Origin of the sequence: Streptomyces sp. NPDC048270, assembly GCF_040652335.1 — a bacterium.
GTDB lineage: Bacteria > Actinomycetota > Actinomycetes > Streptomycetales > Streptomycetaceae > Streptomyces.
On sequence record NZ_JBEZLV010000003.1, the window covers coordinates 211,780 to 231,340 of the forward strand.

The 19,561-nt window shown below is 71.8% G+C and carries 19 protein-coding genes; 10 read left to right on the plus strand and 9 right to left on the minus strand.

The window, feature by feature from the left end:
* Window positions 1-3 precede the first annotated feature (3 nt).
* The 4 genes from AB0D66_RS04255 (at window position 4) to AB0D66_RS04270 (ending at window position 3,486) form a co-directional block, all read left to right on the plus strand.
* Window positions 4-921, plus strand: coding sequence for a F0F1 ATP synthase subunit gamma (locus tag AB0D66_RS04255; protein WP_362296341.1), 918 nt, complete (start codon window positions 4-6; stop codon window positions 919-921).
* Window positions 921-2,363 (plus strand): F0F1 ATP synthase subunit beta, encoded by a 1,443-nt coding sequence (gene atpD, locus AB0D66_RS04260; RefSeq protein ID WP_030008700.1) that lies wholly within the window; start codon window positions 921-923, stop codon window positions 2,361-2,363. The genes AB0D66_RS04255 and atpD overlap by 1 nt, the downstream gene beginning before the upstream one ends.
* A 140-nt stretch (window positions 2,364-2,503) precedes the next feature.
* Window positions 2,504-2,875 carry a F0F1 ATP synthase subunit epsilon gene (locus AB0D66_RS04265; protein WP_030720897.1) on the plus strand — a complete coding sequence of 124 codons (372 nt, stop codon included), beginning with the start codon at window positions 2,504-2,506 and terminating at the stop codon, window positions 2,873-2,875.
* A 164-nt stretch (window positions 2,876-3,039) separates the two neighbouring features.
* Window positions 3,040-3,486 (plus strand): DUF2550 domain-containing protein, encoded by a 447-nt coding sequence (locus AB0D66_RS04270; RefSeq protein ID WP_215148874.1) that lies wholly within the window; start codon window positions 3,040-3,042, stop codon window positions 3,484-3,486.
* A 74-nt stretch (window positions 3,487-3,560) separates the two neighbouring features.
* On the opposite strand, the gene AB0D66_RS04275 is transcribed toward AB0D66_RS04270, so the two are convergent.
* The 3 genes from AB0D66_RS04275 to AB0D66_RS04285 form a co-directional block, all read right to left on the minus strand.
* Window positions 3,561-5,459 carry a glycosyl hydrolase family 18 protein gene (locus AB0D66_RS04275; protein ID WP_362296346.1) on the minus strand — a complete coding sequence of 633 codons (1,899 nt, stop codon included), beginning with the start codon at window positions 5,457-5,459 and terminating at the stop codon, window positions 3,561-3,563.
* Window positions 5,460-5,609: 150 nt separating this feature from the next.
* Window positions 5,610-6,254, minus strand: a complete 645-nt coding sequence (locus AB0D66_RS04280) for a response regulator transcription factor (RefSeq protein ID WP_362296349.1) — start codon at window positions 6,252-6,254, stop codon at window positions 5,610-5,612.
* Window positions 6,251-7,450 carry a histidine kinase gene (locus AB0D66_RS04285; RefSeq protein WP_362296738.1) on the minus strand — a complete coding sequence of 400 codons (1,200 nt, stop codon included), beginning with the start codon at window positions 7,448-7,450 and terminating at the stop codon, window positions 6,251-6,253. Before AB0D66_RS04285 ends, AB0D66_RS04280 begins: the two co-directional genes overlap by 4 nt.
* A gap of 153 nt (window positions 7,451-7,603) precedes the next feature.
* On the opposite strand from AB0D66_RS04285, the gene AB0D66_RS04290 reads away from it, so the two are divergent.
* The gene (locus AB0D66_RS04290; protein ID WP_362296352.1) at window positions 7,604-8,149 is read left to right on the plus strand and encodes a hypothetical protein; all 546 of its coding nucleotides are present in this window, start codon (window positions 7,604-7,606) and stop codon (window positions 8,147-8,149) included.
* Between the two features lie 58 nt (window positions 8,150-8,207).
* Here AB0D66_RS04290 and AB0D66_RS04295 read toward each other — a convergent pair whose 3' ends face one another.
* On the minus strand, window positions 8,208-8,780 hold the full coding sequence (locus tag AB0D66_RS04295) for a cob(I)yrinic acid a,c-diamide adenosyltransferase (RefSeq protein WP_362296355.1): 573 nt from the start codon (window positions 8,778-8,780) through the stop codon (window positions 8,208-8,210).
* A gap of 211 nt (window positions 8,781-8,991) precedes the next feature.
* On the opposite strand from AB0D66_RS04295, the gene AB0D66_RS04300 reads away from it, so the two are divergent.
* The 3 genes from AB0D66_RS04300 to AB0D66_RS04310 all read left to right on the plus strand — a co-directional run bounded on the left by AB0D66_RS04300 (window position 8,992) and on the right by AB0D66_RS04310 (window position 13,631).
* Entirely contained in the window at window positions 8,992-9,840 is an 849-nt protein-coding gene (locus tag AB0D66_RS04300) for a 3-hydroxyacyl-CoA dehydrogenase family protein (protein ID WP_362296358.1), read from the plus strand.
* Window positions 9,841-10,026: 186 nt separating this feature from the next.
* A complete protein-coding gene (locus AB0D66_RS04305) occupies window positions 10,027-10,350 on the plus strand; it encodes an STAS domain-containing protein (protein ID WP_069921974.1) in 324 nt (107 codons plus the stop codon).
* A gap of 182 nt (window positions 10,351-10,532) precedes the next feature.
* Window positions 10,533-13,631 carry an ATP-binding protein gene (locus AB0D66_RS04310; protein WP_362296362.1) on the plus strand — a complete coding sequence of 1,033 codons (3,099 nt, stop codon included), beginning with the start codon at window positions 10,533-10,535 and terminating at the stop codon, window positions 13,629-13,631.
* Window positions 13,632-13,691: 60 nt separating this feature from the next.
* On the opposite strand, the gene nucS is transcribed toward AB0D66_RS04310, so the two are convergent.
* Window positions 13,692-14,363 (minus strand): endonuclease NucS, encoded by a 672-nt coding sequence (gene nucS / locus AB0D66_RS04315; protein ID WP_362296365.1) that lies wholly within the window; start codon window positions 14,361-14,363, stop codon window positions 13,692-13,694.
* 220 nt (window positions 14,364-14,583) lie between these two features.
* Between nucS and AB0D66_RS04320 the strand changes: the two genes are divergently transcribed.
* The gene (locus AB0D66_RS04320; RefSeq protein ID WP_362296368.1) at window positions 14,584-14,976 is read left to right on the plus strand and encodes an SCO5389 family protein; all 393 of its coding nucleotides are present in this window, start codon (window positions 14,584-14,586) and stop codon (window positions 14,974-14,976) included.
* 56 nt (window positions 14,977-15,032) lie between these two features.
* Here AB0D66_RS04320 and AB0D66_RS04325 read toward each other — a convergent pair whose 3' ends face one another.
* Window positions 15,033-16,064, minus strand: coding sequence for an LLM class flavin-dependent oxidoreductase (locus AB0D66_RS04325; protein ID WP_362296370.1), 1,032 nt, complete (start codon window positions 16,062-16,064; stop codon window positions 15,033-15,035).
* A 251-nt stretch (window positions 16,065-16,315) separates the two neighbouring features.
* On the opposite strand from AB0D66_RS04325, the gene AB0D66_RS04330 reads away from it, so the two are divergent.
* Entirely contained in the window at window positions 16,316-16,642 is a 327-nt protein-coding gene (locus tag AB0D66_RS04330; protein WP_351769669.1) for an ATP/GTP-binding protein, read from the plus strand.
* Between the two features lie 14 nt (window positions 16,643-16,656).
* Here AB0D66_RS04330 and AB0D66_RS04335 read toward each other — a convergent pair whose 3' ends face one another.
* The 3 genes from AB0D66_RS04335 to AB0D66_RS04345 all read right to left on the minus strand — a co-directional run bounded on the left by AB0D66_RS04335 (window position 16,657) and on the right by AB0D66_RS04345 (window position 19,559).
* On the minus strand, window positions 16,657-17,511 hold the full coding sequence (locus tag AB0D66_RS04335; RefSeq protein ID WP_362296373.1) for an ABC transporter permease: 855 nt from the start codon (window positions 17,509-17,511) through the stop codon (window positions 16,657-16,659).
* The gene (locus AB0D66_RS04340; protein WP_362296376.1) at window positions 17,508-18,635 is read right to left on the minus strand and encodes an ABC transporter ATP-binding protein; all 1,128 of its coding nucleotides are present in this window, start codon (window positions 18,633-18,635) and stop codon (window positions 17,508-17,510) included. Before AB0D66_RS04340 ends, AB0D66_RS04335 begins: the two co-directional genes overlap by 4 nt.
* Before the next feature lie 144 nt (window positions 18,636-18,779).
* Window positions 18,780-19,559, minus strand: coding sequence for an ABC transporter permease subunit (locus tag AB0D66_RS04345; RefSeq protein ID WP_362296741.1), 780 nt, complete (start codon window positions 19,557-19,559; stop codon window positions 18,780-18,782).
* Window positions 19,560-19,561 lie beyond the last annotated feature (2 nt).

Genomic DNA, 19,561 nt, shown 5'->3' on the forward strand with positions numbered 1-19,561 from the left:
CTCATGGGAGCGCAGCTCCGGGTCTACAAGCGTCGCATCCGTGCCATCACGGCGACCAAGAAGATCACCAAGGCGATGGAGATGATCGCCGCCTCGCGCATCGTCAAGGCGCAGCGCAAGGTGGCGGCATCGATGCCGTACGCGACCGAGCTCACCCGTGCGGTGACCGCGGTGGCGACCGGCTCGAACACCAAGCACGCCCTGACCACCGAGGTCGAGACGCCGACCCGCGCCGCGGTCCTGCTCATCACGAGCGACCGCGGTCTGGCCGGCGGCTACTCCTCGAACGCCATCAAGCAGGCGGAGCGGCTCACCGAGCGGCTGCGCGCTGAGGGCAAGGACGTCGACACCTACATCGTCGGCCGCAAGGGTCTGGCCTACTACGGCTTCCGCGAGCGCAAGGTCGCGGATTCGTGGACCGGCTTCACCGACAGCCCGGCCTATGCCGACGCCAAGCGCGTCGCCGGGCCGCTGATCGAGGCCATCCAGACGGAGACGGCCGAGGGCGGCGTCGACGAGCTGCACATCGTCTACACGGAATTCGTGTCGATGATGACGCAGAACCCGGTGGACGGTCGGATGCTGCCGCTCAGCCTTGAGAAGGCAGAGGAGGAGACCGGCGCGAAGGGCGAGATCCTTCCGCTGTTCGACTTCGAGCCGTCGGCGGAGGACGTCCTCGACGCCCTGCTGCCGCGCTACGTCGAGAGCCGCATCTACAACGCGCTGCTGCAGTCGGCCGCTTCCGAGCACGCCGCCCGCCGCCGCGCGATGAAGTCGGCCACCGACAACGCCGGGGATCTCATCAAGAGCCTCTCCCGGCTTGCCAACGCGGCCCGCCAGGCCGAAATCACCCAGGAAATCAGCGAGATCGTCGGTGGCGCCAGCGCCATGGCAGACGCGACCGCGGGGAGTGACAAGTAATGACGACCACTGTTGAGACGGCCGCCGCCACGGGCCGCGTCGCCCGGGTCATCGGCCCGGTCGTCGACGTGGAGTTCCCCGTCGACGCGATGCCCGAGATCTACAACGCCCTCAAGGTCCAGGTCTCCGACCCGGCCGAGGACGGCGCACTGAAGACCCTGACCCTCGAGGTCGCGCAGCACCTGGGTGACGGCCTCGTCCGTACCATCTCGATGCAGCCGACCGACGGCCTGGTCCGCCAGGCCCCGGTGACCGACACGGGCGAGGGCATCACCGTCCCCGTCGGTGACTTCACCAAGGGCAAGGTGTTCAACACCCTCGGTGAGGTGCTGAACTACCCGGAGGAGAACGCCAACGTCACCGAGCGCTGGCCGATCCACCGCAAGGCGCCCCGCTTCGACGAGCTCGAGTCGAAGACCGAGATGTTCGAGACCGGCGTCAAGGTCATCGACCTCCTCACCCCGTACGTCAAGGGTGGAAAGATCGGTCTGTTCGGTGGTGCCGGTGTCGGCAAGACCGTTCTGATCCAGGAAATGATCTACCGCGTCGCCAACAACCACGACGGTGTGTCGGTCTTCGCGGGCGTCGGTGAGCGTACCCGTGAGGGCAACGACCTCATCGAGGAAATGGCCGACTCGGGCGTCATCGACAAGACGGCCCTCGTCTTCGGCCAGATGGACGAGCCCCCGGGCACCCGTCTGCGCGTCGCGCTCGCCGGTCTGACCATGGCGGAGTACTTCCGCGATGTGCAGAAGCAGGACGTGCTGTTCTTCATCGACAACATCTTCCGGTACACCCAGGCGGGTTCCGAGGTGTCGACCCTGCTCGGCCGTATGCCCTCCGCGGTGGGTTACCAGCCGAACCTGGCCGACGAGATGGGTCTCCTCCAGGAGCGCATCACCTCGACCCGTGGTCACTCGATCACCTCGATGCAGGCGATCTACGTCCCCGCGGACGACCTGACCGACCCGGCGCCGGCGACCACCTTCGCCCACCTCGACGCGACGACGGTTCTCTCCCGTCCGATCTCCGAGAAGGGCATCTACCCGGCCGTGGACCCGCTGGACTCGACGTCCCGCATCCTCGACCCGCGGTACATCGCGGCGGACCACTACGCCACGGCGATGCGCGTCAAGGGGATCCTGCAGAAGTACAAGGACCTCCAGGACATCATCGCGATCCTCGGTATCGACGAGCTGGGCGAGGAGGACAAGCTCGTTGTCCACCGTGCCCGTCGCGTCGAGCGCTTCCTGTCGCAGAACACCCACGTGGCGAAGCAGTTCACCGGTGTGGACGGTTCGGACGTCCCGCTCGACGAGTCGATCACCGCGTTCAACGCGATCTGCGATGGTGACTACGACCACTTCCCCGAGCAGGCGTTCTTCCTGTGCGGTGGCATCGAGGACCTGAAGGCCAACGCCAAGGAGCTGGGCGTCTCCTGATCCGGCGCGCTCCGCGAGGGGCGCATCCGGTTCGAAGGTTCCACGGAGAGGGGCGGGTGTGTCCCGTCCCTCTCCCCACGCCCATTAGAATTTGACCCAACACCCGGCTGACCCGCCGGGTGGTGACCCGAGGAGCCACCTTGGCTGCTGAGCTGCACGTCGAGCTGGTCGCGGCGGACCGCAATGTCTGGTCCGGCGAGGCCACCCTTGTTGTCGCCCGCACCACGTCCGGCGACATCGGCGTCATGCCCGGTCACCAGCCGCTTCTCGGTGTGCTGGAATCGGGCCCTGTGACCATCCGCACCAGCGACGGCAACACCGTCGTCGCGGCGGTGCACGGCGGATTCATCTCGTTCGCGGACAACAAGCTGTCGCTGCTGGCCGAGATCGCCGAGCTCGCGGACGAGATCGACGTCCAGCGTGCGGAGCGGGCACTGGAGCGCGCGAAGTCGGAGGCCGATGCGGCCGCCGAGCGTCGCGCGGATGTCCGGCTGCGCGCCGTAACGGGCTGAACACCCGTCGGAGTTTGAACCGCTGAGTGCCGGAGGGCGACCTCCGGGGCTCGGCAAACCTCAGCCGCGGTCCGTTCTGGAGTTTTCCAGACCGGGTCGCGGCTGAGGCGATGCAGGTCGTTTTTTTGGCATGCGGTATTCGATGAGCGAGGAGGTCGGTGAAGATGCTCCTCGCTCTGCTTGTGAGCGGCCTGGTCGTAGCCCTGGTGGTGATCGGGCTGTTTGTCTTCGGCCTGCGCCGCAGACTCATCCAGCGCTCCGGCGGCACCTTCGACTGCAGCATGCGCTGGGGAGTGCCCGAGGAGACCGACACCTCCGGCAAGGGCTGGGTGTACGGGGTCGCGCGCTACAGCGGCGACCGCATCGAGTGGTTCCGGGTGTTCTCGTACTCGCCCCGCCCGCGCCGGCTGCTGGAGCGCTCCTCCATCGAGGTCGTCGCCCGCCGTGCCCCCGAGGGCGAGGAGGAGCTGGCCCTGCTCTCCGACGCCGTCGTGCTCGGCTGTGTGCACCGGGGCACGCGCCTGGAGCTGGCGATGAGCGAGGACGCGCTGACCGGTTTCCTGGCGTGGCTCGAGGCGGCGCCGCCCGGGCAGCGGGTGAACGTCGCCTGACGCGCATCGCCGCGTTCTGGACGTGGAGAAGCCGGGGAGACGGGGGCGGACCCGTCTCCCCGGCTTCGGTCTTCCTACTGGAGCCCGGTGTGGATGGCGTTCGCGAGCTCACCGTTGCCCGTGTCGCCGCTGAACTCCCAGAAGAACGCTCCCTTGAGGCCCTGCTGCTTGGCCCAGGCCATCTTCCCGGCGATGGTGGCGGGGGTGTCGTAGCTCCACCAGTTGCTGCCGCACTTGGCGTAGGCCGTGCCGGCGATGGTGCCGGTGGCCGGGCAGCTGTTCTTGAGCACCTTGTAGTCCTCGATGCCCTGCTCGTAGGTGCCCGGGGCCGGTCCGGTGGCCGTGCCGCCGGGTGCGGCCTGGGTGACGCCGGTCCAGCCGCGGCCGTAGAAGCCGATGCCGAGGTTGAGCTTCGAGCCCGCCACGCCCTTGGCCTTGAGCTTGGCGATGGCGTCGGCCGAGGTGAAGCCGGCCTGCGGGATGCCCGTGTAGGAGGTGAGCGGGGAGTGCGGGGCCGTCGGGCCCTGCGCCGCCCAGGCGCCGAAGAAGTCGTAGGTCATGACGTTGTAGAAGTCGACGTACTGCGCGGCGCCGGCGTAGTCGGCCGCGTCGATCTTGCCTCCGCTGGAGGCGTCGGCGGTGATGGCGGCGGTGACCAGGTTGTTCGCGCCGAACTTGGCCCGGGTCGCCTGCATCAGGTTCTTGAAGGCGGCCGGGCCGCTGGTGTCGCAGGACAGGCCGCAGGCGTTCGGGTACTCCCAGTCCAGGTCGATCCCGTCGAACACGTCGGCCCAGCGCGGGTCCTCGACGAGGTTGTAGCAGGACTGGGCGAAGGCGGCGGGGTTGGCCGCGGCCTGCGGGAAGCCGCCGGACCAGGTCCAGCCGCCGAAGGACCACAGCACCTTGATGTGGGGGTAGGCCTTCTTCAGCTTGCGCAGCTGGTTGAAGTTGCCGCGCAGCGGCTGGTCCCAGGTGTCGGCCACGCCGTCGACGCTCTGGTCGGCGGTGTAGGCCTTGTCGTAGTCGGCGTAGGCGTCACCGATGGTGCACTGGCCGTTCTGGACGTTGCCGAAGGCGTAGTTGATGTGGGTGATCTTGCTCGCCGAACCCGAGGTGACCAGGTTCTTCACGTGGTAGTTGCGCCCGTAGACGCCCCATTCGGTGAAGTAGCCGAGCTTGACCTTGCCCCCGGGGTCCGGGGGCTGGGTGCCGCCGGAGGTGGTCACCGACAGGCCGCCGGAGGAGGGGCCGGTCTGGTCGACGGTGTCCCGGGCGGTGACGGTGTAGGTGTACGTCGTGCCCTTGGTCAGGCCGGAGTCGGCGTAGCCGGTGCCGGTGACGGTCGCGATCTTGGCGCCGCCGCGGTAGACGTCGTAGTTCTTGACGCCCTTGTCGTCGGTGGCCGGGGTCCAGCTCAGGGAGAGCGAGGTCTCGGTGACGTTGGCGGCGGTGGGGGCGCCGGGCGCGGTGGGGGGAGTGTCGCCCGGCTGGGTGCCGTCGCAGGAGACGCCGTTGATCTTGCAGCCGCTGGGGGAGCCGCTGCCGCTGCCGTTGAATCCGAAGCTGGCGCTACCGCCGGGGGCGAGGGTGCCGTTCCAGCCGACGTTCTTGCCGGTCCAGTGGGTGCCGGAGCTGGTGACGGTGGCGTCCCAGGCGGAGGTGACCGCGGTACCGGCCGGGTAGTCCCACTCGACGGTCCACGAGGAGATGGTGGTGGTGCCGGTGTTCTTCACCGTCCACTTGCCCTCGAAGCCGGTGCCCCAGTCGGACACCTTGGTGTACGTCGCGGTCGCGGACGTGGCGGCCTGCGCGGGGCCGGCCAGCACGACGAGCCCGGTGACGGGCAGGGCGAGGGCGGCCACGACGGCCGCGACGCGCGTGAAGAACCGGGTACGCCTGGTGCGGGGTGGGGATGCTGTGCTCAAGGGTGATCCTCCGTAGGTCCGTCGTGGTCGTGGGGCCGACTTCGACATGGGGGTGGGACCTGCGCCGCCCGTGAGCACGCTTTGTCATGGCACGCTCACCACAGTTGTTTGCGGTGAGCGTAGAAAGGTCTGGACCAAGCGTCAAGAGGTCCAGACCTCATGCCGGAACTTCCCCGGGCGGACCGCCGAACCCCAGCGCTACAGGCCCAACTCCTGTGCCAGGACGGCTGCTTGGACGCGGCTGCGCAGCTCGAGCTTGCTCAGGAGCCGGCTGACGTGCGTCTTCGCCGTCGCCTCCGCCATGTCCAGGCGCAGGGCGATCTCCGCGTTCGACAGCCCCGCGCCCAGACACGACAGGACCTCGCGCTCGCGGCGGGTCAGCGTCTCCAGGGCCGGCGGGGCGGCGGGCCGGGCCGGGAGCGCCGGAGCCGCGAACTCCGCGATCAGCCGCCGGGTCACCGCCGGGGCGATCAGGCCCTCCCCGCGCGCGACCGTCCGTACCGCCTCGACCAGCTCCGCGGCCTCCGCGTTCTTCAGCAGGAAACCCGCGGCCCCCGCCCGCAGCGCCCCGAAGACGTACTCGTCGAGGTCGAAGGTGGTCAGCACGAGTACGTCGGCCAGCCCTTCCCCGACCACCTGGCGGGTCGCGGACACCCCGTCGAGCCTCGGCATCTGCACGTCCATCAGGACGAGGTCCGGCCGCAGCTCCCGGGCCAGGCGCACCGCCTCCTCCCCGTCGGCGGCCTCGCCCACCACCTCGATGCCGCCCGCACTGCGCAGGATCAGGACCAGCCCGGCGCGCACCGCGCTCTGGTCATCCGCCACCACCACCCTGATGGTCATGCCTCCACCGCCTTCTCCTCGGCGGGCAGGTTCGCCCGCACGTGCCACATGTCGCCCGACGGGCCCGCCGAGAACTCCCCGCCCAGCAGCTCCGCCCGCTCCCGCATGCCGATCAGGCCGGCGCCGGAGCCGGGGGCCCGCGGGCCCGGGCGCTGTCCGTAGGGGGAGTCCACCGCCACCGTCAGCCGGCCGTCGGCCCGGGCCACGCGGACCGTGACCGTGCCCGCTACCGCGTGCTTGAGGGCGTTGGTGAGCGACTCCTGGACGATCCGGTACGCGGCCAGCTCCACCGGGGTCGGCAGTGCGCCCTCCTCCGGCGGCCGGTCGTCGTGCAGTACGAACTCCAGGCCGCTCCCCGATCCGTTCGTACGGGCCTGCCCCAGCAGGGCGTCCAGGCCGTCCAGCGAGGGCAGTGCGACCGCCTCCTGCCCGGCTCCGGCGTCCCGCAGCAGCCCGATCAGGCGCCGCATCTCGGCCAGGCCCTGGACGCTGTTCTCCCGGATCACCCCGAGCGCCTCCCGGCTGGTGTCGGCCTGGTCGATGGAGAGCGCGGCGGTGGAGTGGATGGCGATGGCGGAGAGGTGGTTGGCCACCATGTCGTGCAGCTCCCGGGCCATCCGGGCGCGCTCGGCGGCGACGGCCTGGCTGCGGTCCATCTCGGCCAGCAGCGCCGTCTGCTCGGCACGCAGCCGGGCGGCCACGGCCGCCTCGCGGTGGTTGCGCAGGGTGGCGCCGGTCAGTGCCGGGGCGAAGCTGACCAGGCCGGTGACCACGCCGATCAGCAGGGCCTGCGGTGTGCGCAGCCAGGCCAGGAAGCCGATGGTGACGGCCACCGTGACCAGTCCGGTGCTGATCGGGAGCCGCCGGGCCGCGGCGGGCGAGCCGTACACGACGGCCGCGTACATCAGGTCGGTGTAGATCAGGATGGTGATGAGGCTGCCGACCGTGAACTCGTTGGCGATCACGCCGAGGGTGCCGACGGCCAGGGCCAGCGACGGCCGGGAGCGGCGCAAGAGCTCCATGGCGGAGAGCGCCACGAGGGGGATCAGGGCGGCCCAGGCGGGCAGGAGGTGCCGGACGCTGCTGCTGTAGACGCCCAGCGACCACATGACCAGGCCCGCGAGCAGGCTGACCACGGCCAGGAGGACGTCGTGGCGGTGGGGGCGCAGGCTCTTCGTGGTCACGTTCCCATCCAACAGGGTGCGCGGGGCGCCGACCTCGGCGGAGAGGCCGAGTTGCCAGTACATCGAAGGATGCAGCCGCCTTTCCTCACCGGCGACGAGGAAACGGGCCGCACCGCACGGGAGCCTGGAGGGGAAGCGTCAGTCCCGAGTGGAACGGAGAGTCCCGTGATCGTCGCGCTGATCATCGCCTGTGAGGTGGGCTTCTGGGTGCTGCTGGTCGCCGGCCTCGCCCTGCGCTACCTCGCGAAGATGCCCCGGCTGGGCGCGGCGGTCCTGCTGTGCGAGCCGGTGATGGAGCTGGTCCTGCTGGTGGTCACCACGCTCGACCTCAAGAACGGCGCCGAGCCGGACTGGAAGCACGGTCTCGCCGCGCTGTACATCGGCTACACCGTCGCCTACGGCCACTACACGATCAAGTGGCTCGACGGCCATGCCGCGTACCGGCTGGCCGGCGGGCCCAAGCCGGCCGGCGCCGGATACGGCAAGGCGAGGGCCGCCCACGAGTGGCGGCTGTGGATCCGGACCGTGGTCGCGGCGGCCGTCGCCCTCGGCCTCCTCCAAGCCGCCATCTGGTACGTCGGGGACGCGGGCGACGTCAGCTCGCTCCAGGCGTGGCAGTACGGCGCCCTGCGGGTGGTCGGCATCCACGCCCTGGTCGCCGTCGCCTACACGGTGTGGCCGAAAAAGGCCCCCGCGGGCCAGGTCTCCTAGCGGGCCCAGGGCCGGGCCCCGGCTGGGCCGTCCGGCCGCGGCGCGGGCCGCGCACCGGTCAGCGCTCGCCGCCGGGCACCCACAGCACGTCTCCGACCTCCTTGTTGGCCGTACGGGCCAGGATGAACAGGAGGTCGGACAGGCGGTTCAGGTAGGTGGCGGTCAGCGGGTTCATCACCTCGCCGTGCACCTCCAGCGCCGACCAGGTGGAGCGCTCGGCGCGGCGGACCACCGTGCAGGCCTGGTGCAGGAGGGCGGCGCCGGGGGAGCCGCCGGGGAGGATGAAGCTGCGCAGCTTCTCCAGCTCCTCGTTGAAGACGTCGCAGTCCGCCTCCAGCTTGTCGATGTAGAACTGCTCGACGCGCAGTGGAGGGTACTGCGGGTCCTCGACCACCGGGGTGCACAGGTCCGCGCCGACGTCGAAAAGGTCGTTCTGCACCCGTACCAGGACCTTCACGACCTCCGCCGGCAGGCTGCCGAGCGCGATCGCGGTCCCGATCGCCGCATTGGCCTCGTTGGCGTCGGCGTACGCGGAGATCCGCAGGTCGGTCTTGGCCGTGCGGCTCATGTCGCCGAGCGCGGTCGTGCCCTTGTCGCCGGTACGGGTGTAGATGCGCGTGAGGTTCACCATGCCGCCAGGGTAGTCCGGGCCAACTGCGGGCAGCCGCCGTGCTGCTGGGCCGTACCGGTGTGATGTCCGTCATCTGAGACGTGACGCGTGTTACTTCACGGTCACACCGCACCGGCCGGGCGCTAGTCTCCGCCGGAGTGGCTACGAGACCGGGCCCTCCGAGGCCGGGCCTTTTTGAAACCGTGCCAATTTCAGGAACATGGGGTGTGCAGTGGCTGGGAAGCTTGCCGTCATCGGTGCCGGCTTGATGGGGTCCGGGATCGCTCAGGTCTCCGCTCAGGCGGGCTGGGACGTCGTCCTGCGCGACGTCACCGACGCCGCGCTGACCCGGGGCACGGACGGGATCAAGGCCTCGTACGACAAGTTCGTCTCCAAGGGCAAGCTGTCGGCCGAGGACGCCGAGGCGGCCCTCGCGCGCATCACGACCACGACCGACCTCGACGCCGTCGCCGACGTCGACATCGTCGTCGAGGCCGCCTTCGAGAAGATCGAGATCAAGCACGAGATCTTCCGGGCCCTCGACAAGATCGTCCGTGAGGACGCCATCCTCGCCTCCAACACCTCCGCCATCCCGATCACCAAGATCGCGGCCGTGACGGAGCGTCCGGAACGGGTCGTCGGCGCGCACTTCTTCTCGCCCGTCCCGATGATGCAGCTGTGCGAGCTCGTCCGCGGATACAAGACGAGCGACGAAACCCTGGCCGCCACCCGCGCGTTCGCCGAGTCCGTCGGCAAGACCTGCATCGTCGTCAACCGCGACGTCGCCGGTTTCGTGACGACGCGTCTGATCTCCGCGCTCGTCGTCGAGGCCGCCAAGCTGTACGAATCCGGCGTGGCCTCCGCCGAGGACATCGACATCGCGTGCAAGCTGGGCTTCGGGCACGCGATGGGCCCGCTGGCCACCGCCGACCTCACGGGCGTCGACATCCTGCTGCACGCCACCAGCAACATCTACACCGAGTCCCAGGACGAGAAGTTCGCCCCGCCGGAGCTCATGCGCCGGATGGTGGACGCCGGGGACATCGGCCGCAAGAGCGGACAGGGCTTCTACAAGCACTGAAGCCCGGCCCGCAAGGCCGCAACCACTGAGCACCCTTGTTCGAACACCTTCACCCCTCAGGGTGAATTAGGTATCGGTTCGCTCACGGTCGGCAACTTCCCTGCCCGTGCGGCAGTCAGTTGCAGTGAGAGTTGCCGACCACGGACCAGTCGGACCACACGTATCGCAGTACCGCCGGGAGTACACATGCACATCAGGGGCGACCACGCCGAACTCGTCGTCGGGGGTCGCCTCGACGTGCGCAGCGCGGCGGACGCCCGTACGGTCCTGCACTCCGCCCTCGACGACGGCCACGGCGACCTCGTGCTCGACCTCACCGGGCTCGACTCCTGGGACGCGACCGGCCTCGGCGTGATCATGGGCGCGCACCGCAGGGCCGGCCGGACCGGGCGCCGCCTGGTGCTGCGCGGGGTGCCGCCGCAGATGCAGCGGCTGCTGGTGGCCACCCGGCTGCACCGGATCCTCTCGATCGAGGGCGGACTGGAAGCGGAGTCCCTGCCCCGGGTGTGAACTGACCGTTCCGTTTTCCTGCTGAAACGTAACGGTCCGGTGGTGATGGCACCCCCACGGTTCCGCCCACGACCGGCCACGGTCTAGGGTTCGGGCGGAAACCGGACCAGTAGCGGCAGCGGCGTGTGCGAAGGCCGGGCGGTACGACGGCGAGGCGCACGGCGCGATCGGGGGACATGGTCATGGACCACATACAGCGGCAGGCCACTCCGGAGGAGCAGTCCGGAGGCGCCGCCGCGCTGCCCGCGGCAGCCGGCTCCACGCCGCCGCCCGCGCCGACGGCGCCCGCGCGGGTCGTCACCCTCACCGCCGGTGACTTCACCCTCACCGTCAACCCGGTCGACGGCAGCGAGATCGAGCCGCTCCGGCCCGGTACGCGCCCCGGCCGCCCCGCCAAGCGCGACGCGGCCGCCCGCGCCGCCCGGGACGCCGCCGCCCGGCCGCCCGTCCTGCCCGGCGTCCCCGCCCGCGTCCGGCCGCTGCTGGAGCGCGACGAGGAGCGGGAGCGGCTGGTACGGCTGCTGGGCCGGGGCCGGTCCGTACGGCTCACCGGACCCTCGGGCTCCGGCCGCACCGCCCTGCTGGACGCGGTCGCCGACCGGTGCGCGGGCCTCGCCCCCGACGGAGTGGTACGGCTCTCCGGCCACGGGCACCAGCAGCCCGGCGAGCTGCTCCACGCGCTGTACGCGACCGTGTACGAGGCCCCGGGCCGGCGGCCCGACCGCATCGAACTCCTGGCCCGCGTACGGGACATCGGCGCCATCGTCCTCCTCGACGACCTGGAGATGGGCGGGCCCGCCCTCGACGAGCTGCTGCACGCCACCCCCGAGTGCGCCTACCTGCTCGCCGCCACCCCCGACACCCGGTCCCCCTCCGACGACTCGCACCTCGAGGAGGTCTTCCTCGCCGGACTGGGCAAGGCCGACTGCCTCGCGCTGCTGGAGACGCGCCTGGGCCGGCCGCTGACGGATCCGGAGACCGCCTGGGCCACCGATCTGCGGTTCGCCTCGGAAGGCCTCCCGCTGCGCTTCGTGCAGGCCGCCGCGATGCTGCGGCAGCGCGACGAGCTCAACCACACCGACGAGGACGACGACGAGGAGGAGCCCGGCGTCTTCGACGAGCGCCCCCGTGAGGCCGTGGAGGTGCCGCTGCCGACGCTCGCCGAGGGCGCGGCCCCCGCGGAGCTGCTGGCCTCGCGGGTCAGCGAGTCGGCCCGCGCCGCCCTGCGGATCGCGTGCGCGCTGGGCGGGGAGCTGCCGTACCACGCGCACCTGCCGGCCCTGGTGGGGGACACCCACGCCGACGCGGCGGTGGCGGAACTGCTGGACTGCGGGCTGCTCACCCCGGTCGGCACGCGCTACCGGCTGGCCGCGGGCGTCGCCCGGCAGCTGGAGGAGGTCGGGTACGGGGAGACCGCGGCCGAGGAGGCCCGCACGGCAGCCCGGCACTACGCCTGGTGGACCGGGCACTCCTCGGTGACCCCGGAGCGGGTCGCGGCCGAGGCGGACGCGGTGCTCTGCGCGCTGTCCGGCGCGGACGTGGTGGCGGCGGTGCTGCTGGCGCGGACGGCCGCCCCGGCCTTCGCGGCCTCGCTGCACTGGGAGGCCTGGGAGCGGGTGCTGCGCTCGGGCGCCGAGGCCGCGCGCAAGGCGGGGGAGGTCGCCGAGCAGGCGTACTTCCACCACGAACTCGGCGTGCTCGCCCTGTGCGAGGGACGCCTGGACCGGGCGCGGGCCGAGCTGGAGACCTCGATCGGGCTGCGCGGGGCGCTGGCCGACAAGCGGGGCACGGTGGCGGGCCGCCGGGCGCTGGCGCTGGTCGTGGACCAGGAGGCGGTGGCCGCGGGGGCGGCCGTGTCGCCGCCGCTGCGCCTGGAACCGCCGGCCGTGGCCGGCTCCGCCGGGGCGCCTGGTCCCGCCGGGGTGCCTGGCTCCGCCGGGGCGCCTGGCCCCGCCGCGGCCTCCGGCCCCGCCGGCGTGACGGCCCCGCCCGCGCTGTCCGCCCCGACCGGCTCCGCCGCGGGCGCAGGCCTGGCGGCCGGAAAGGGCCTGCCAGCCCTGCCCGGCCCGACCGGGCCGGCTGCCGGGGGAGTCCTCGGCGCAGGGACCGGCTTGGGCGCAGGGGTCGGCCAGGGCCCTGGAACAGGCTTGGCCGCAGGGAGCGGGCTGGGCGCTGGAACCGGCCCTGTTGGAACAGGACCGAGGGCTGGGACCGGCCAGGGCGCTGGAACCGGCTTGGGCGCAGGGACCGGCTTGGGGGCAGGGAGCGGCCAGGGCGCTGGAACCGGCTTGGGGGCAGGGAGCGGCTTGGGCGCTGGAACCGGCTTGGGCGGAGGGAGCGGCCAGGGCGCTGGAACCGGCTTGGGGGCAGGGACCGGCCCGGGCGCTGGAACTGGCCTTGTTGGAACAGGACCGGGCGCTGGGACCGGCCCGGGTGCAGGGACCGGCCAGGGGGTCGGCGGCGGCCCGGCCGCTGGGACCGGCTCGGGCGCGGCGAGCGGCCTGAACGTCGGGGCCGGGCCGGGCCCGGGGAGCCGTCTGGGCGCCGGCGGCCCGGGCGTGGGAACCGCCCTGGGTACCGGGAGCGGCCTGGCCGGGGGAACCGGCCCGGGGGCCTCCGGCTCCGGGGCGCCCGGCGGTGTCGACTCCGACGCCGTCACGCGGGTGTCCCCGGTGGTGCCCGTGATCCGGCGCCAGGACTCGACCCCCTCGACCCTGTCGGAGGTGTTCGAGGACGCCTTCCCGATCACCCCGAAGCCCGACCCCGCCGCGGCCCCCCGTACCGCCCCCGGACCGGCCCCCGACGCCGCGGCCGCGCGTCGGCGCCGGGCGCTGCTGGCCGGGGCGGGCGCGCTCGCCGTGGTCGCGCTGGGCACGGTGGTGAGCCTCGCGCTGAGTTCCTCCGACACCGCGAACCCGCCCGCGACGCAGAGTCCGGCGGTGTCGGCCACCCCGACGCGTCCGGCGACCGCGCCGGTGGCGCCGGAGCCCAGCGGGAACGATCCTGCACAGGAGCCCTCCGACCCGGCGGAGCCGACCCCGGAGTCCACCGCCCCGGGGGAGACGTCCGGCGCCACCCCGGGCCGTACGCCGTCCCGCACGCCCTCGCGCCGCCCGCAGTCCACCGCGCCGCAGCCCCCGGCCTCCCCGCCGGTCTCGCCGCCGCCCACCTCCACGGAGCCCTCTCCGACGCCGACGCAGACGGAGACCGCCCAGCCGACGCCCACGGCCACCGCGGGCACCGGTACGGGCACGGCGACGGCCACCGCCACCGGTCCCTGAACGCCGGCGGCTCCGTCCCGGGGGACGGAGCCGTGGTGAGGAGGCGGGAGGGAAGGCGGGTCAGAACAGCCGCAGCTTGTCGTCCTCGATGCCGCGCATCGCGTTGTAGTCCAGGACCACGCAGTCCATCCCGCGGTCCGTCGCCAGGACCTTGGCCTGCGGCTTGATCTCCTGGGCGGCGAAGACGCCGCGGACCGGGGCCAGGTGCGGGTCGCGGTTCAGGAGCTCCAGGTAGCGGGTCAGCTGCTCGACGCCGTCGATCTCGCCGCGCCGCTTGATCTCCACCGCCACCGTCGCGCCGGAGGCGTCCCGGCACAGGATGTCGACCGGCCCGATCGCCGTCATGTACTCGCGCCGGATCAGCGTGTAACCCTCGCCCAGCGTTTCGATGCGGTCCGCGAGGAGCTCCTGGAGGTGTGCTTCCACGCCGTCCTTGATGAGCCCCGGGTCGGTGCCGAGCTCGTGGGAGGAGTCGTGGAGGACTTCCTCCATGGTGATGATGAGCTTCTCGCCCGCCTTGTTGACGACGGTCCACACGCCGGCGTCGTCACCGCTCCCCTCTTTGAGGGTGCACGGGGGCGACATCCAGTTGAGCGGTTTGTACGCCCGGTCGTCCGCGTGGATCGAGACACTGCCGTCGGCCTTCACGAGGATCAGACGGGGTGCCGAGGGCAGATGGGCGGTGAGCCGGCCCGCGTAGTCGACGGAGCAGCGGGCAATGACGAGACGCATGGTCGGCAACGCTACTCGACGGACGGCGCTCCACGCGATTCGCCCCTGAAAGCCCCCTTCGACGATGGCGCGTTGTATGCGCATTCTCCTGGTGCGTCACCCATGGGGCGCCTACCGTGGTGAGCGGGAGGTTGCGGAGCGTGCACGCTGCGTCGCGGCCTCCTTCCCTGCCCGTAAGACTCCGGCAACCCAGAGCGCCGGGGTCACGAGAGGAGAACCCATGTCGCTCGACGTCTCACCGGCCCTACTCGAACAGGCCGAGCGAGGCGAGGTCGACGAAGCCGCTTTCGTCGACTGCGTCCGGACCTCCCTGCCTTACGCATGGGAGATGATCAGCTCTCTGGTGGCCCAGTTGAAGGTGGACGGCGGACAGTTCGCCGACAACCAGACGCCGCCGCCTGACGAGCAGGCGCGCGGCCAGCTGCTGCGCGCTCTCGCGAGCGACGCGATACGCGGTGCTCTGCAGCGGCACTTCGGAGTGCGCCTGGCGTTCCAGAACTGTCACCGGGTAGCGGTGTTCCCGCTGGACTCCTCGGTGGACGACCGGCTGGCCAAGTTCACTTCGATCCGCGGCCAGCTGCTCAACCAGTCGCCCGGGCTGCGGGACTGCTAGCAGTGCTGTCCGGCCGACCGGGCCGGACGGCACCCGGCACCGCCGGCAGGTAGGTCTCAGCCGAGACGGGGCAGGACTTCGGCGCCGAGGCGCCGTACGTTCTCCTCCGTCGCGGCGAGATCGCCCGAGCCCTCCGTCAGGAGGGCGAAGCGCGTGATGCCGGTCCGCTCGGAGGTGGCCGCCAGCCGGTCCAGCGCCAGCTCCGGGGTCCCCACCGGGTGCAGGTCGCACAGGAGTTCCGTGTAGGCGACCGGGTCCCGCATCGCGCGTACCCGGCCGTCCACGGTCACATGGGCGTCCAGGCCCTGCTTGAGCCAGCCCGGCAGCGCCTTCAGCAGCGTCTCGCGCGCGTCCGCCGTACGGTCCGCCAGCTGGCAGACCCCGGCGGAGACGTGGCCCGCGCCGGCGACGAACTCCGGGCGGTGGCCCGCCGCCAGGGCCGTCGACCGCCACAGCGCGACCATGCCGGCCTTGTCCTCGTCCCCGCAGTGCATGCCGAGCAACATGGGCAGCCCCCGCCGCGCGGCCAGCCGTACCGACGAGGGGGAGGTGCAGGCCACGATGACCTCAGGGCCCGCCGTGTCCCCGTCCAGGGCCTCCGCGGGGCGCGGTACGACGGCCACCTCGCGGAAGCCGAACCGCTCGCCGGCGGTGCCCACCCGCGCCTCCGTCAGCCAGCGCCGCAGCAGGTCCAGGGCCTCCGGGAAGCCGTTCTCGTACGCGTCCAGGCCGCCCCCGAACACCTCCAGGTCGACCCACGGCCCGCCCCGGCCCACCCCGAGGCTGAACCGCCCGCCCGAGGTCAGGTGCAGCAGCGCCGCCTGCTCGCCGAGGGCCACCGGGTGGGTGCTCGGCAGCACGCTGACCGCCGTCCCCACCCGCAGCCGCCGGGTCCGGCCCAGCAGCAGGGCCGCCAGCGTCACCGCCGAGGGGCAGACCCCGTACGGGACGAAGTGGTGCTCGGCGAGCCAGACCGAGTCGAGTCCGGCCTGCTCGGCCACCTCGGCGGTCCGCACCGCCCGGTGCAGTGCCTCTCCCTGTCCCTGACCCGGGAACTGGGCCGCCAGTACAAACGCTCCTACGCGCATCGCCTTCACCCTCCTCGCGGCTGACGCGGCCTCCCCAGGTGGACTGGTTCTTCCTATGGCAACAACGTCTGACACGTGCCAAAGGCACGGGCTGACAGGAAAGTTATTGGGATTGTCGGGCCAGTGGCCCGGGGCCGCTCCGCGGCTCCCCTGCGGTGGGCCGCCCTTCCCCCAACACCCTGCGGGTACCCGGCCCCGCTGCGCGTAGTCTGGGAGAAAGTCACTGCCGTCCGCCCTTCCGTGAGGTATACGTGTCACCGCGCCACAACCGCCCCAGGGGCGGCGAGACTCCGGACGAACGCCCCAGCACCGGGCTCGACCGCTACGGGCTGGAGCGCACGGAGGAGTACCAGGGCGAGGAGTGGAAGGTCCGGCACGTCGCGGGCGCGAGCGCGGCGGGCAAGCGCTACCGCTGCCCCGGCTGCGACCAGGAGATCCCCTCCGGCACCCCGCACCTGGTGGCCTGGCCCGAGTACGGCGGCGTGGACGACCGGCGCCACTGGCACAAGGCCTGCTGGAACGCGAAGGACCGCCGCACCTCGAAGGTGCAGCGGTCCCGCAACGCGCCGAAGTACTAGACGTGCCGGGGGCCCTAGACGTCCCGGCGGCCGACCGTCACGTACGAGGCGGCCACCGCCCCGCCGGTCACGAGCAGGATGATCACCATGTGCGAGAGGGTGCTGGGCATCGGCTCGTTCATGGCGCCCTCCTGCATCCCGAACAGCTGCATGAGCGCCACCGGGGCGTTGTGCTCGATGATCGCCTGCCCCACGGGCGCGGACGCCTCCCAGTAGCTGAGCATCGCGCCTATCACCGGCGGCAGCGTGACCACGCCCAGCATCACGGCGATCGCCCCGGCGGAGTGCCGTACGAGCGCCCCGACGGCGAGGGCGAGAACCCCGAGCAGGGTGACGTAGAAGCAGCCCAGCAGCGAGCCGAGCCATTCGCGGAGCTCGTGGGCCCCGGCGTCGGGGCTGCTGTGCACCAGCGCCGCGGCGATCCCGACCACGAACACCGAGCCGACGGTGGTGAGGAAGGCCGCGATGCCGAAGACGAGGTACTTCGCGGTCAGCACCCGGTGGCGCTCCGGGGCGGCGGTGAAGGTGGTCCGCACGAGCCCGCTGGCGTGCTCCGAGGTGATCGTCAGCACGCCGAGGACCATCACCGCGAGCTGCCCGACCAGCAGGCCGAACAGGGCCGGTGTGGTGAAGGAGATCTGCACGTAGTCCGTGGAACGGGTCTGCGTGACGAACACCATGCCGATGCCGACGACCGTCAGCACCAGGGCGCTGAGCGTCCACAGGGTGGAGCGCACCGAGACCAGCTTGGTCCACTCCGAGGCCAGGGCGTGTCCGAGGTGCGGGCGGGGGGTCGGCAGCAGAGAGCTGTAGTCCTGCGGCCGCCCCTTCGCGGCCGTCGTCGCGACGCTGGGCGTGGGGGCCGTCATCGGGAGTCCTCTTGGCTGTCTGCGGTGGTGTTGCGGGCGGCCCGTGCGAGCTCGCCGGGGTCGCTCGGCATCAGGAAGGGCCGGCCGTCCGCCCCGGGAGGCGGAGGCGCGTAGAAGCCCGTCTGCGGGACCTCGGGGGCGGCCGTCCCGTCCTCCCAGGCCGGCACGGTCAGCGGCTCGGGCTCCCACAGCTCGGCCCGCGGGTCCTCGGTGGAGGTGTACTCCAGGGAGGACTGGGTCATCCGCATGTACGCCTCCTCCAGCGAGGCCCGGTGCGGTGACAGCTCCCACAGCCGTACGCCGGCCTGGTGCGCGAGGTCCGAGATGCGGGGGAGCTCCAGGCCGGTTACGCGCAGTGCGCCGTCGGGCTCCTGGAGGACCCGCCCGCCCGCCTCGGTGAGCACCGTACCCAGCGCGTCCCGGCCACGGGGACCGGTGTCGGCCGCGCGCACCCGAGCGAATCCGGCCGAGTTGTGCGTGATGAACTCCTGGGTGCCCATGTCGGCCAGCAGCCGCCCCCGGCCGATCACGATCAGGTGGTCGGCGGTGAGCGCCATCTCGCTCATCAGGTGCGAGGAGACGAGGACGGTGCGGCCCTCGGAGGCCAGCCGGCGCATGAGGTTGCGGACCCAGAGGATGCCCTCCGGGTCCAGCCCGTTGACCGGCTCGTCGAACAGCAGCACCTTGGGGTCCCCGAGCAGGGCGGTGGCGATGCCGAGCCGCTGGCCCATGCCGAGCGAGAAGCCCTTGGTGCGCTGCCGGGCGACGTCCTGGAGGCCGACCACGGCCAGCACCTCGTCCACCCGCTTCTCCGGGATCCCGGAGAGCTGGGCGATGGACAGCAGGTGGGTGCGGGCCCGGCGGCCGCCGTGCATGGCCTTGGCGTCGAGCAGGGCCCCGACGTGCCGCTGGGCGTTCGGCAGCTCCCGGAAGGGGTGGCCGTTGATCGTGACATGACCGGCCGTGGGCCGGTCCAGGCCGACGATCATGCGCATGGTGGTGGACTTCCCCGAGCCGTTCGGCCCCAGGAAGCCGGTCACGTGACCCGGCCTGACCTGGAACGACAGCTGGTCGACGGCGGTCTTGGCGCCGAAGCGCTTGGTCAGGCCGACTGCCTCGATCATCTTGCTGCCCCTTACCAGGCCGGGACGACTCTCGCCCGCGTAAGGGTTAAGAGGATATCGAGTCCTCCGCGGTTCCGTCCCGGGCCGATCCCTGAGCTGCCCCTGAGACCGACCCGGGGATCACCCGTAGTACGGGAGTGGGGGTCAGGCGTCCCTCTTGCGGAGGACGAGGTAGCCCCCGAGTACCGCCGCGAGCGTCCACAGGGCCATGATCCCGAAGCCGCCCCACGGGCCGTACGGCGGCGGTTCGCTGCCCATCGCCCCGGGGACGACCTGCATGATCATGGATCCGGCCTGGTCCGGGAAGTACTGGGCGACCTTGCGGGTCGCGTCGACCACGCCCAGGATGTTCGAGACCAGGAAGAAGAACGGCATCAGGATGCCGAGCGAGAGCATCGAGCTGCGCAGCATGGCGGCCACGCCCATGGAGAACAGGGCGATCATCGCCATGTAGAGGCCGGCGCCGACGACCGCGCGCAGGACGTTCGGCGCGTCGATCGCGATGCTGCGGTCGCCCAGGATGGCCTGTCCGAGGAAGAAGGACAGGAAGCTCGTGACCAGGCCCACGACCAGCGCGAGACCGGTCGCCACGAGCAGCTTGCCGACGAGGAAGCTGCCGCGCCGCGGCACGGCGGCCAGCGAGGTGCGGATCATGCCCGAGCTGTACTCGCTGCCGACGACCAGCACGCCGAAGACGATCATGGCGAGCTGGCCGAGGGTCATCCCGGCGAAGCTGGTCAGGGTCGGGTCGAAGGTGGCCCTCTCCTCGGCCGGCATGTCCTGGAAGGTGCTGTTCACGAGCGCGCACAGGGCGGCGCTGATGCCGACCGTGACGAGGAGGGCGGCGGCCAGGGTCCAGAGGGTGGAGGCCACCGTACGGATCTTGGTCCACTCGGACTTGAGGACGGCGGGGAAGGACGACATGG

Bases quoted from the DNA above. Each gene is read 5' to 3' on its own strand.
- AB0D66_RS04255 (WP_362296341.1), top strand. From the start codon at position 4: ATGGGAGCGCAGCTCCGGGTCTACAAGCGTCGCATCCGTGCCATCACG.
- atpD (WP_030008700.1), top strand. From the start codon at position 921: ATGACGACCACTGTTGAGACGGCCGCCGCCACGGGCCGCGTCGCCCGG.
- AB0D66_RS04270 (WP_215148874.1), top strand. From the start codon at position 3,040: ATGCTCCTCGCTCTGCTTGTGAGCGGCCTGGTCGTAGCCCTGGTGGTG.
- AB0D66_RS04275 (WP_362296346.1), bottom strand. From the start codon at position 5,459: ATGTCGAAGTCGGCCCCACGACCACGACGGACCTACGGAGGATCACCC.
- AB0D66_RS04280 (WP_362296349.1), bottom strand. From the start codon at position 6,254: ATGACCATCAGGGTGGTGGTGGCGGATGACCAGAGCGCGGTGCGCGCC.
- AB0D66_RS04295 (WP_362296355.1), bottom strand. From the start codon at position 8,780: ATGGTGAACCTCACGCGCATCTACACCCGTACCGGCGACAAGGGCACG.
- AB0D66_RS04305 (WP_069921974.1), top strand. From the start codon at position 10,027: ATGCACATCAGGGGCGACCACGCCGAACTCGTCGTCGGGGGTCGCCTC.
- AB0D66_RS04310 (WP_362296362.1), top strand. From the start codon at position 10,533: ATGGACCACATACAGCGGCAGGCCACTCCGGAGGAGCAGTCCGGAGGC.
- nucS (WP_362296365.1), bottom strand. From the start codon at position 14,363: ATGCGTCTCGTCATTGCCCGCTGCTCCGTCGACTACGCGGGCCGGCTC.
- AB0D66_RS04320 (WP_362296368.1), top strand. From the start codon at position 14,584: ATGTCGCTCGACGTCTCACCGGCCCTACTCGAACAGGCCGAGCGAGGC.
- AB0D66_RS04325 (WP_362296370.1), bottom strand. From the start codon at position 16,064: ATGCGCGTAGGAGCGTTTGTACTGGCGGCCCAGTTCCCGGGTCAGGGA.
- AB0D66_RS04335 (WP_362296373.1), bottom strand. From the start codon at position 17,511: ATGACGGCCCCCACGCCCAGCGTCGCGACGACGGCCGCGAAGGGGCGG.
- AB0D66_RS04340 (WP_362296376.1), bottom strand. From the start codon at position 18,635: ATGATCGAGGCAGTCGGCCTGACCAAGCGCTTCGGCGCCAAGACCGCC.
- AB0D66_RS04345 (WP_362296741.1), bottom strand. From the start codon at position 19,559: ATGTCGTCCTTCCCCGCCGTCCTCAAGTCCGAGTGGACCAAGATCCGT.